The sequence below is a fragment of the Pseudomonas sp. TE24901 genome (assembly GCF_054058375.1).
On sequence record NZ_JBSSAF010000002.1, the window covers coordinates 439,765 to 451,556 of the forward strand.

Sequence of the window (11,792 nt, forward strand, 5' to 3'; positions counted from 1 at the left end):
ACGCAAATATGACAAAAAACGGCAGCTTGAAAATTTCATTTTTCGCGGACTTTCCTAACTAATTCTTCACGAGGAGCGCCCCGGTCCTCATGAAACAATCGTCACGTTTGTAGGGATGAAAGCTGTTCTGCACACACCGCACATAAAAATATGTTTAGGGGCTGTCGTTAATGAAAATTTCTACACTGGCGTTATTCATCACCGCCGCCTTGCTTGCACACCAAGCCAGCGCCGATGATTTCGGGCTCGGTTCGCTGGGCACGGGGAACGGTCACAGCGGCTTTCTGGAAGACAGCCACGCGGCTATCAGCTCGCGAACCATGTACTACAGCGCAGACAACCGCTCGGGGACGGCGAATGATCTGCGTGAAGCGGCCACCTTGCTGCGCTTCGACTACAAATCCGGCTACACCCAGGGCACCCTCGGGGTCGGTTTTGATGTGATGGCCTTCGGTGCCTTGCGTCTGGACGGCGGCGATGGCCACACCGCAGGCCCAGGCCTGGCGGGTAACGGCAACAGCTTCTTCCCAACCAAGAACAACGGCACTGAGCCGGCCGACAGTTTCGGTCGCGCTGCGGGTAACGTGAAGTTCCGCATCTCCCAGACCGAATTGCACGTGGGTGGCGGTCTGGCCCCGGTGTTGCCGATCCTGGTGTCCAACGACAGCCGTGTGGCGCCGCAGACCTTTGACGGCGGCATCCTGACTTCCAGCGACATCCCCAACGTGACCTTCACCGGTGGTGAGCTGAACCATGCCCAAGGGCGTGCTTCCAGCAACTCCACCGGCCTGAGCGTTGCCGGCGCGACCCGTGACAGCAACAGCTTCAAGTTTGGCGGCCTGGACTACAAACCATTCGGTTCTTCCGACAACGCCATCGCTAAAAACCTGACGTTGCAGTACTACTACGCCGATCTGGAAGACTTCTACAAACAGAACTATTTCGGCCTGGTACACGTGCTGCCCCTGGGCAACGACCAGTCGTTCAAGACCGACCTGCGCTACTTCGACAGCACCAGCGACGGCAAGAACGGCTCGGCCGGCTACGCGTTCAACAACAACGGCGGCTATGCCAAGCACGCCGGCGAAGTGGACAACAAAACCTACAGCGCCGCGTTCACCTACCAGTTGGGCGGCAGCAGCCTGATGCTCGGCCATATTGGCGTGAGTGATGACGGCGGTTTCGTCTGGGTCAACCAGGGCAGCATTGCTGACCCGAACGCCCAAGGCGCAGGCGGCAGCGACTTCTACCTGTTCACCGACGCCGTGGTCGGCCAGTTCTCCCGTGCGGGCGAGCAGGTCAATTTCGGTCAGTACTCGTATGACTTCAAAGCCTACGTGCCTGGCCTGAAAGCCTCCATCGCTTACTTGGACGGTACTGATATCAAGTCCAAGGTAGCTGGCGGTGCTGACCAGAAAGAAAACGAAACCGACTTCCGTCTGGACTACGTTGTGCAGGAAGGCCCGCTGAAAGGCTTCGGCACCACCTTCCGTACCGGTACTTACCACGGTCACAACACCGGCACGGCCGATCAGGATCAAACTCGCCTGATCTTCAACTACACCTACGCGATCTTCTAAGAACACGCGAGGAAACTGCGCGATTGCGCAGCGCTAAAAAACTGCAGGCCGCCTAATCAGCGGCCTCAGTCTTTTCTGGGCCAGGGTTGAGTCTTCATGTGCATCGGGGCGCGAATGGGTTCTACACTGCCCGTCACCGCGCCAGTGATGGAGGACCCGATGACGGCCACGCCCGTAACAGACATCCTTGCAACGATTGAAGGCCAACGCCTGGCCAACCCCGACGCCGAACGCTGGCGCGAGTGGGGCCCTTACTTGAGTGAACGCCAATGGGGCACCGTGCGCGAGGACTACAGCGCCGACGGTGATGCCTGGGCGTATTTCCCACACGAACATGCCCGCAGCCGCGCCTACCGCTGGGGCGAGGACGGCCTGGCCGGTTTCAGCGACAAGGCACAACGCTGGTGCCTGGGCTTGGCCCTGTGGAACGAGCGCGACAGCATTCTCAAGGAGCGCCTGTTCGGCTTGAACAACGCCGAGGGCAACCACGGTGAAGACGTCAAGGAACTGTACTTTTTCGTCGACGGCGTACCGAGCCATGCCTACCAGCGCATGCTCTACAAGTACCCCCATGCAGCCTTTCCCTACGCTGACCTGATCACCGAAAACGCCCGGCGTGGCTTGGGCGATGCCGAGTACGAGGTGCTCGACACCGGGGTGTTCGAAGACAACCGCTACTGCGATGTGAGTGTCGAATATGCCAAGCACACGCCCGACGATATCTTCATGCGCATCACCGTGCACAATCGCGCGGACCAGCCGACCCGCCTGCAAGTGCTGCCGCAGCTGTGGGCGCGCAATGACTGGAGCTGGACGGTTGATGCGCCCAAGCCACAGTTGACCCTGGCGGGCTCTCATGTACTGGCCCGTCACCCTGAACTGCCCGACCGTCACCTCAGCGCCTGGGGCCAGGACGGCGTGGAATGGCTGTTCTGTGAAAACGAAACCAACTACCCGAAGCTCGACGCCCAACCGGCGCCGGGGCCGTTCAAGGACGGTATCAACGATTACGTGGTCGACGGTGTTCAATCGGCGATTCGTCGCGATGCCGGCACCAAGGTGGCGGCGCGGTTCATTCTTGAGCTGGAAGGCCAGCAGAGCCAAATCCTCTACCTGCGTTTCGCACCCACCGATTCGCCCGAGGTCAATGCGCGCAAGCTGTTTGAACAACGCCGCGAGGAGGCCGATGACTTCTACGCGGCCTTGCAACACAACATTGCCGATGAGGATGCGCGCAACGTACAGCGTCAGGCCCTGGCCGGTTTGCTGTGGTCCAAGCAGCTCTACTATTTCGACGTCAACCAATGGCTCGACGGCGACCCGGCCCAGCCGGCGCCGCCCCCTGAGCGCCTGCATATCCGCAATACCCATTGGCGGCACCTGTCGAATTTCGACATCCTGTCGATGCCCGACACCTGGGAATACCCGTGGTACGCCTCTTGGGATCAAGGCTTCCAGGCCGTGGCGATCGCCCTGATAGACCCCGGGTACGCCAAGCAACAGTTGCTGCTGCTGGTGAAGGACCGCTTCATGCACCCCAATGGCCAGTTGCCGGCGTATGAGTGGCGGTTCGACGACGCCAACCCGCCGGTACACGCCTGGGCCAGCTGGCGCGTGTATCAGCAGGATAAGGCGCTGACGGGTGTAGGCGACATGGACTTCCTGGAGCGGATCTTCCACAAGCTGCTGCTGAATTTTTCCTGGTGGGTCAACCGCAAGGACGCCGAGGGCCGCAACCTGTTCCAGGGCGGGTTCCTGGGGCTGGACAACATCGCCTTGTTCGACCGTTCGGCCACGTTGCCCCCGGGCTATCAACTGGACCAGGCCGACGGCACTGCGTGGGTCGCTGCGTATGCGCTGGACCTGATGCGCATCGGCCTGGAGCTGGCCAAGCGCAATGTCGTGTACGTGGATATTTCGGTGAAATTCTTCGAGCACTTCCTGTACATCGCTGGTGCGATCAACCGTGTCGATGACAGCGCCGAAGGCCTGTGGGATGAGCAGGACCAGTTTTTCTACGACGTGCTGCACCGGCCCGACGGCCAGAACGAACCGGTGCGCCTGCGCTCCATTGTCGGCCTGATGCCGCTGTTTGCCGTGCTGGTGCTGGAGCAGCGTGAACATGAAGGGCTGGAGGGCCTGCGCGAGCGCCTGCTGGGCTTCATGAAACATCGGCCGGACCTGGCCAAGTTAGTCTCGCGCTGGAACGAACCGGGGCAGGGCAACCGCCTGTTGCTGGCGTTGTTGCGGGGGGAGCGCACCAAGGACCTGTTGCGGCGCATGCTCGATGACAACGAGTTCCTCTCGGCCTTTGGCGTGCGTTCCTTGTCCAAGGCCTTCGCCGAACAGCCCCTGGCGCTGAAGATGAACGGCGACACGCTGTGCGCGCGCTACCAGCCGGGGGAGTCCGACTCGCGTTTGTACGGCGGCAACTCCAACTGGCGCGGGCCGTTGTGGATGCCGGTGAATTACATGCTGATCGAGTCGCTGCGCGAGTTTCATCGCTACTACGCGGATAACTTCTCGGTGGAGTACCCGACGGGCAGTGGTTATCTGTCGTCGCTTGAAGAAGTGGCTGACAGCCTCAGCCAACGCCTGACGCGTTTGTTTTTGCGCGATGAAAATGGCCTGCGGCCGTCGATGGCGGGTTATGCGCAGTTGGAGGCCGACCCGCTAAGCCGCGACCTGGTGTTGTTTCATGAGTATTTCCACGGGGAAACCGGGCGTGGGTTGGGGGCGTCGCACCAGACGGGGTGGAGCGCGTTGGTGGCGCTGTTACTGAGTGTTCCGCCAACGGCGTGAATCGGGTAGATTCGCCGGCCCGACCCTTACAAGGATGTAGATCATGGCGAATAGCGCCACTGCTTCACGCCCAGCGAACCTGCTGGTAGCCCTGCTGATGGGCGCCGGTTTTTTTACCTTGAGCCTGTATGCCAGCAGCGCCAGCGCAGCCTCAATGAGGGCGGCCTGTGTGCAATGCCCATCTGAGACTGCCGATGCGTCCAAATGGGTCAAGAATGGCACGTATCGCCTCGAACCCGTGACTCTGTCGATTGACGATGAGGTCAGAAATGCGGACCCTGACTCGCTTCGCAAAATGACCCGGCTCAAGCCGCGGGCGCTTGGCGCTGATGAAAATGATCCTTTGGTCGATGAAGTCGTCCGCGCGATAGATATCGTCGGTGAAGCCGGTGATGTCGATATCTTGAGGGCGCAGTGGCCCGAGCTGACGCGCCGATCGCGTTACGCGTAGAGTCTTTTCATCAACGAAGGGCAAATAGCCGATTTCTATAACGTCTACGCGCGCGTGGGGCCCAACAAGTATTTGATCGTCATTGGCCGGGATGTGGAGTCCGGGGAGTTCCACGAGCGGCCGGGTGAGGGGTACCTCATCAACCGGCGGGGTACCGAGGGCCATTCGAGGGAGCTTGAGCAGTTTAGAGTTGTCGAGGCTGCAGCAGGCCGCTGACAGATCCTGATGAGCCAGAAATGATCCATCTCGCGCTGAGGGGCGTCAGGCAGGGTTGCGATGTGTCGAATGGCGCGGCGCGGGGCAGGCCCGCTCACTACAGGCCAGGATTTGGGGCAAAAAAAATCCCGCCTCGAAGGGCGGGATCGGGGACTGTCCGTGAATCAAGCCGGGAACAGTTCGCTCAGCTTCATGGCCAGCATCATGTCGCCTTCAGTGCGCAGTTTGCCGCTCATGAAGGCCTGCATGCCGTCGGTGTCGCCGCTGACGATGCCTTCCATGGTTTCGCCGTCGGTGACCAGGGTCACTTGGGCGTCAGGGTTTTCGCCTTCCAGCAGTTCGCAGGTGTTGTTTTTCACCACCAGCGAGAAGTTCTGGGTGTCGTCGATACGGAAACCGAACACCAGGTCCAGGCCGTCGGCAGCGGCTGGGTTGAATTTGGCTTTCATTGCTTCTACAGCTTTGGCTACGTCAGTCATGGTTTCGATCCTTTAGGGTGAGTCCAGTGACCTTGGGGTCACGGTTGGCCGCCATTCATCGGAAGGTGATGAGGTGCGGCGCCTTCAACAGTTGCAAGTGGGTGTGACTGTTGAAGGAAGCCAGTGCCACCTCGCGACCGCGGAATTTCAGCTGGTTGAGCGAGGTGTTAACAATTTGCCAGTTCAGCTCGAACGCCTGGGCAGCCGGCATTCGGGTAATCAGGTGGAGCAGGGCGGTGATGGTGCCGCCGGAAGTAAACACGGCGATCTTCTGCGTATTGTCGGCTGCTTCGAGGATGCGCTGCAGGCCGCCTTGTACGCGTTCCACGAAGCCCAGCCAGCTCTCCAGCCCGGGCGGGTCGTAGGTGCCGGCCAGCCAGCGCTCGATGATCAAGGCAAAGATACGTTGGAATTCGCTGCGGTTCTGCGCGGCATTGCGCAGGATATCCAGCGCCTCGGGCTCGGTTGTCAGCAGGTCGGGCAGCAGAGCGCGGATGATCGCATCGGCATCAAATTCGTTGAAGGCGCTGTCGACTTCAAGCGCGGGCACCGGCAGCCCGAGGGCTGCATATTGATCGAAGGCGGCGGTGGCGGTGTGCTGCTGGCGACGCAGGTCACCGGCGACACAGCGGTCGAACGTGAGGCCCAGTTCCGCCAGGTGGCGACCGAGCACTTGCGCTTGTTCCACGCCGGCGGGCGACAGGACGTCATAGTCGTCTGCACCGAAGGAGGCCTGGCCATGTCGAATCAGGTAGATGCTGCCCACGTCCGTTTTCCCGGTACGTTGAAAGTCTGGCGAGGTTATGAGGATGCCGAAGAGCTGTCAATGAAAAAACATACGCTTGTTTTAAAAGCTCGTTAGAGGCCCGTTGCTGGCGGTTTGAGCACTGGCCCGAAGGCAATGCCGTCGGTATGCTGGGGCCATCCGCGCCTGGCGCAGTGCATTTTTTAAGGAGTCATATGGATTTTCTGGCTGAATACGCGAGTTTCCTGGCGAAGACCGTCACCCTGGTGGTCGCCATTCTGGTGGTATTGATCAGCTTCGCGGCCCTGCGCAGCAAAGGCCGTCGCAAATCGGCTGGCCAGTTGCAGGTCAGCAAACTCAATGACTTCTACAAGGGCCTACGCGAGCGCCTGGAATCGACCTTGCTCGACAAGGACCAACTGAAGGCGCTGCGCAAAGCCGAAAGCAAGACCGAAAAGAAGAGCAGCAAGAAGAAACCCGAGGCCAAGCCACGGGTGTTCGTGCTGGATTTCGACGGCGATATCAAGGCCTCGGCCACCGAAAGCCTGCGCCATGAAATCACCGCCTTGCTGAGCCTGGCCACGCCAAAGGACGAAGTGGTACTGCGCCTGGAAAGCGGCGGCGGCATGGTGCACAGCTATGGCCTGGCCTCTTCGCAGCTGGCGCGCATTCGCCAGGCGGGCGTGCCATTGACCGTGTGCATCGACAAGGTCGCTGCCAGCGGCGGCTACATGATGGCCTGCATCGGCGAGAAGATCATCAGCGCCCCCTTCGCCATCCTGGGTTCCATTGGCGTGGTCGCGCAGTTGCCCAACGTCAACCGCCTGCTGAAAAAACACGACATCGACTTCGAAGTACTGACGGCCGGCGAGTACAAGCGCACCCTCACGGTGTTTGGCGAAAACACCGAGAAGGGCCGGGAGAAGTTCCAGGAAGATCTGGACATCACCCACCAACTGTTCAAGAACTTCGTGTCGCGCTATCGCCCGCAACTGGCGATCGACGAGGTGGCGACCGGCGAAGTGTGGCTGGGTGTTGCAGCCCTCGATAAACAATTGATCGATGAGCTGCAGACCAGCGACGAATACCTGGCCACCAAGGCCAAGACCGCTGACGTGTTCCACCTGCACTATGCCGAGCGCAAAAGCCTGCAGGAGCGCGTAGGCCTGGCTGCCAGCGGTTCGGTGGACCGCGTGTTGCTGACCTGGTGGAGCCGCTTGACCCAGCAGCGCTTCTGGTAACCCGGTCCAGCATGTAAATGCTCCCCTGTAGGAGTCCGGCTTGCCGGCGATGGCGTCCCTGAGACCGCCATCGCCGGCAAGCCGGGCTCCTACAGTTCTTGTGTGGTCAGCACGAGAGCGGGAGGAATCGGATTTCGCATCAATGTCCCCACCACCAGCGCCCCCAGCAACCCCAACACGCCCGCCAGCCACAACACCCCGCTGAAGCCTCCCACAAACGCCTGCCGCGCCAGCGGTTGCACCACCGCCCGAGCCGACTCCGGCAACAGCGCCATGGCTGCCGGCATATCGCCTGCCACCACCCGCGACGCAATACCGGCCACCTGCGCCTGCCACTGAGCCTCCACGCTCGCCCCCAGCAATTGCTCGCTGTGGCTGCTCAACAACGCGCCATACACACCAATCGCCAGCATGATCGCGCTGAAGCGCATGGTCGTGCTCATGCCCGACGCCATGCCGGCACGGTCGCGGGGTACGCAGGCCATGATGTTCTTCTGGGTGTCGCCATTGAGTAGGCCCGCACCGGCCCCCGTCACGGCAATCGCCAGGGCAAAGGGCAGGTAGCCGCCCACATTGACCGCCCAGGCGCTCAGCAGATTGCCGCCGCCCACCAGGGTCAAGCCGGTCGCCATCATCGTCGCCGGCGCAAAACGCCCGGCCAGGCGCGCGCCGATGCGGGGGCAAATCAGCATGGTCAGGGCAAAGGGCAGCATGCCCAGGCCCGAGGCAATCGCGGAAAAGCCCAGGCCGTTCTGCAGGTAGAACGGCAGCAGCGTCATCATCACCTGGGCGCACCCGGCGTAAGCAAACATGCCGAGCAGCGCGCCGATGAAACGTGGGTGACGAAACAGCTGCAAGTCGACCATGGGGCGCCGCTGCATGCGTTCGACCCGCACAAACACCCCCAGCAGCAGCGCGCCACCGATGAGCCGCGCATAGGTCAACGGGTTGTCCCAGCCAATACGGTTAGCCTCGATCAAGCCCCAGATCAGGCACAACAGGCTCGCGCTGAATGCCAGGCTGCCCCATGGGTCCAGTCGCGCCGCCTGGGTATCCCGCGATTCGGGAATGGCGCGCAGCACCAGCAGCATCAACCCGAGGCCTACCGGCAGGTTGAGGTAGAAGATCCAGCGCCAGCCCAGGTACTGCGTGATCACGCCACCTAGGGTCGGCGCGGCGGTCATCGCCACGCCCATGCAGGCGCCCCAAAACGCCCAGGCCTTGGCCCGCTCCACTTCATCGTGAAAGGTGTGGCCGATGGAGGCCAGTGCGGAGGTCAGCAACAGCGCTGCGCCCACACCTTTGACGGCGCGGGCGATGTCGAGGAACAGCGCGTTCGGCGCCGCCCCGCAGCCCAGTGAGGCCAGGATGAAAATACCCAGGCCCCACACCAGCGAACGCTTGCGACCAAAGCGATCGGCCAGGCTGCCAGCCGGCAGTAGCAAGGCCGCGAAGGCCAGCATGTAGGCACTGACTACCCATTCGATATCGGCGAAATTGGCGCCCAAATCGCGGGCGATACTCGGCAGGGTCACCGCGACAATATTGGTGTCGAGCACGATCAGCGAACAGACGCCGGAGGCCGTGAGCAGGGTCAAACGCGGGCTGACCCTGTTCATGATGAAATTACCTTGCAGGTAATATGGAAATGACGGTTGACGATCATCGCAAGGGCTCTCTAATGTTCAGGTAGCACGAGCTTATCCCCGGCTGCGTAGACCTTTGTTAGCTGGCGTGGAGCACTTCATTACCTTTGAGCTAATCCTGCGATGGAAATCCGCCATTTCCGCTACTTCCTGGCTGTCGCCCGGCAACGCAATTTCACCCGGGCCGCCGAGCAACTGGGCATCGCGCCGCCGACCTTGAGCCGGCAGATCCAGGACATGGAAGAAAGCCTGGGCACACGCTTGTTCATTCGCCAGCAACGCGAAGTCAGCCTCACCGAGGCCGGCGCGGCGTTATTGATCGAGGCGCAAGCCACCGTGCGCCAGTTCGAATTCGCCCAACGCAATGCCCAGCGCGCCGGACGCGGCGAAATCGGCCATATCGAATTGGGCTACGTGGCCTCGGCGGTGTATTCCGGGCTGCTGCAAAAGCAGATGCAGGCGTTCAGTCAGGCGTTTCCCGATGTGAGTGTGAACGTGCGTGAATGCGCGATGGCGACGTTGCCCGGTGCCGTGGCGGATGGGCGCTGCGACATTGGCTACATCCGTTCACCCATGACCCTGCCCGAGGGCGTCGAGGCCGTGCGTCTGGACAGCGAAGGCTTCGTGCTCGCCTTGCCCCAGGGCTCCTGGCTGCTGGGGTTGAAAGCCATCACCTGCGAACACCTGCAAAACGAGACCTTCATCTTGCCGGAGCAGATCAGCGGCACCCTGCACGTGGCCGCCCAGGGCGGTTTTGCACCGCGTTTGGGGCCGCAGCCGGGCGGGTTGGTCGCCGTGGTGGCGCTGGTTTCGCTGGGGCAGGGCGTGGCGGTGGTGCCCGCGTCGATGGTGGGGCATGTGAGCCTGCCGGGCGTGGTGTACCGCAGCATCCAGGGCAATGACGCGTCGTCGTGGCTGTCGCTGATTCACCGGCGCTTCGAGAAAGCGCCGGCGGTGGCGCGGTATATCCAGCAGGTCAAGCACTCAGCCGGGGCTGCACCGAGTCCGCCAGTCGAGTAAGGATCAGGCAGCAGGACACCGCCCCTGCATCCAGCACCCCCAGTGAGCGCTCGCCCAGGCGACTGGCGCGGCCGATTTTTGCCACCAGGTCCTTGGTGGAGTCGCGCCCCTGGGAGGCGGCGGTTTTCATCGCCTCCAGTGCGTCGTTGAACGAGGCCCCGCTGGCGTGGGCGCGTTCGAAGGCTTCCACGGCTGGAATCAGCGTGTCCATCAGGCACTTGTCGCCCACACCCGCGTCGGTGATGTCCTGCAGCGAGGTCAGGCCGCCGCGCAGCAAGTGCGCAAAGGTCGCCGCGTCGATCTCATCACTGGCGCGTACCTCGTCGGCCATGCCGATGAACAGGCTGCCATACAGCGGGCCCATGGAACCGCCGATACCTTCCATCAGGCTCAGGGTCAGTTCGTCGAGGGCTTCGGCGAGTGTCAGTTGACGACCTTCGATGGTGCGGCCGCAATGGGCGAAGCCCTTGGCCATGTTGATGCCGTGGTCGCCGTCGCCAATCGCGCCGTCGACTTCGCTGAGGTATTCACGGTTGGCCACGATCACGCTGACCAGGTCGGCGACAATGGCGCTGCCGTCACGGGTGGAAAAATGCTGGCTCATGGTTCACTCCGCCTGGGTCATGCCGATGGAGCGGCAGGGTTGATCGATCAGGGTTGTCAGCTCGGCATCAAGGCCGAGCAGGGTCAGGGTCACGCCCATCATTTCCAGGGAGGTGAAGTAGTTGCCGACGTAGCAACGGTGGATCTTCAAGCCCTTGGCCTTCAACTGACGTTCCACTTCGGCGTAGAAAATGTACAGCTCCATGACCGGCGTCGCGCCCAGGCCCGAGACCAGCACCACCACGCTGTCGTCGCTACTGAAGTCGCGGTCGGCGAGGATCGGCGCGAGCATGCGTTCGGCCATGGCGGCGGCGGATTCGATGGGGATCACTTCAATGCCCGGTTCGCCATGGTGGCCGATACCCAGTTCCATCTGGCCATCCGGGATCTGGAAGTTCGGCTTGCCCACCGCGGCAATGGTGCAGGGCGTGAGGCCGATGCCGATGGAGCGGCAGTTGTCGACGGTTTTCTGTGCCACGCGAATCACGCCGTCGAGGTCGTAGTGCTGGGCGGCCGCCGCCCCGCCGATCTTCCACATGAAGATCTCCCCGGCCACGCCACGGCGCTTGGCTATGTCGGCCTTGGGCGCGGAGGCCACGTCGTCGTTGGCGACCACGGTGCGGATACGCATGTCTTTGCTGGCGGCCATTTTCATCGCCAGCTTCACGTTCATGTTGTCGCCGGCATAGTTGCCGTACAGGCAGGCCACGCCCGCGCCATGGTCGGCGGCGCGGAAGGCATCGAAAAAGCTCTTGGCGGTGGGTGAGGAGAAAATCTCGCCGACCGCCACGGCGTCCACCAGGCCCGGGCCGACGTAGCCGAGGAACGCCGGTTCATGGCCCGAGCCGCCACCGGTGACGATGCCGACGCGGCCAGCGGCCGATGGCCTGGCCTTGGTGATGACCCGAGGGTTGGCCTCGTATTGGCGCAGCTCGGGGTGCGCGACCAGGATGCCGCGCAGCATGTCCTCGACCACTTGGTCCGGATCGTTGATGACTCGATTCATAAC

At 62.0% G+C, this 11,792-nt stretch carries 10 protein-coding genes; 5 read left to right on the forward strand and 5 right to left on the reverse strand.

All coding sequences use genetic code 11. The annotated features are described in order from the left end of the window. Positions 1-170 precede the first annotated feature (170 nt). The 3 genes from ACVWVP_RS05720 to ACVWVP_RS05730 all read left to right on the forward strand — a co-directional run bounded on the left by ACVWVP_RS05720 (position 171) and on the right by ACVWVP_RS05730 (position 4,833). Entirely contained in the window at positions 171-1,580 is a 1,410-nt protein-coding gene (locus tag ACVWVP_RS05720; RefSeq protein WP_457404666.1) for an OprD family outer membrane porin, read from the forward strand. Positions 1,581-1,739: 159 nt separating this feature from the next. After that, positions 1,740-4,382 carry an MGH1-like glycoside hydrolase domain-containing protein gene (locus ACVWVP_RS05725; RefSeq protein ID WP_457404667.1) on the forward strand — a complete coding sequence of 881 codons (2,643 nt, stop codon included), beginning with the start codon at positions 1,740-1,742 and terminating at the stop codon, positions 4,380-4,382. A gap of 43 nt (positions 4,383-4,425) precedes the next feature. Further along, on the forward strand, positions 4,426-4,833 hold the full coding sequence (locus ACVWVP_RS05730) for a hypothetical protein (RefSeq protein WP_457404669.1): 408 nt from the start codon (positions 4,426-4,428) through the stop codon (positions 4,831-4,833). 380 nt (positions 4,834-5,213) lie between these two features. On the opposite strand, the gene ACVWVP_RS05735 is transcribed toward ACVWVP_RS05730, so the two are convergent. Together ACVWVP_RS05735 and ACVWVP_RS05740 are read right to left on the reverse strand one after the other, a co-directional pair. After that, complete coding sequence (locus ACVWVP_RS05735; protein WP_016969749.1) at positions 5,214-5,528, reverse strand: SCP2 sterol-binding domain-containing protein; 315 nt, start codon at positions 5,526-5,528, stop codon at positions 5,214-5,216. Between the two features lie 55 nt (positions 5,529-5,583). Beyond that, positions 5,584-6,294, reverse strand: a complete 711-nt coding sequence (locus tag ACVWVP_RS05740; RefSeq protein WP_178922314.1) for a histidine phosphatase family protein — start codon at positions 6,292-6,294, stop codon at positions 5,584-5,586. A 194-nt stretch (positions 6,295-6,488) separates the two neighbouring features. Here ACVWVP_RS05740 and sohB point away from each other — a divergent pair, with 194 nt between their 5' ends. Further along, positions 6,489-7,514 carry a protease SohB gene (gene sohB / locus ACVWVP_RS05745; protein ID WP_178922316.1) on the forward strand — a complete coding sequence of 342 codons (1,026 nt, stop codon included), beginning with the start codon at positions 6,489-6,491 and terminating at the stop codon, positions 7,512-7,514. A gap of 89 nt (positions 7,515-7,603) precedes the next feature. On the opposite strand, the gene ACVWVP_RS05750 is transcribed toward sohB, so the two are convergent. Continuing rightward, complete coding sequence (locus tag ACVWVP_RS05750; RefSeq protein WP_457404670.1) at positions 7,604-9,133, reverse strand: MFS transporter; 1,530 nt, start codon at positions 9,131-9,133, stop codon at positions 7,604-7,606. A 150-nt stretch (positions 9,134-9,283) separates the two neighbouring features. On the opposite strand from ACVWVP_RS05750, the gene ACVWVP_RS05755 reads away from it, so the two are divergent. Next, positions 9,284-10,180: a LysR family transcriptional regulator gene (locus ACVWVP_RS05755; RefSeq protein ID WP_259171685.1), complete on the forward strand. Its 897-nt coding sequence runs from the start codon at positions 9,284-9,286 to the stop codon at positions 10,178-10,180. On the opposite strand, the gene dhaL is transcribed toward ACVWVP_RS05755, so the two are convergent. Next, entirely contained in the window at positions 10,137-10,784 is a 648-nt protein-coding gene (gene dhaL, locus ACVWVP_RS05760; RefSeq protein ID WP_259171684.1) for a dihydroxyacetone kinase subunit DhaL, read from the reverse strand. The two genes, ACVWVP_RS05755 and dhaL, sit on opposite strands and share 44 nt — an antisense overlap. 3 nt (positions 10,785-10,787) lie before the next feature. Further along, entirely contained in the window at positions 10,788-11,789 is a 1,002-nt protein-coding gene (locus ACVWVP_RS05765) for a dihydroxyacetone kinase subunit DhaK (RefSeq protein ID WP_178922324.1), read from the reverse strand. Positions 11,790-11,792: the final 3 nt, after the last annotated feature.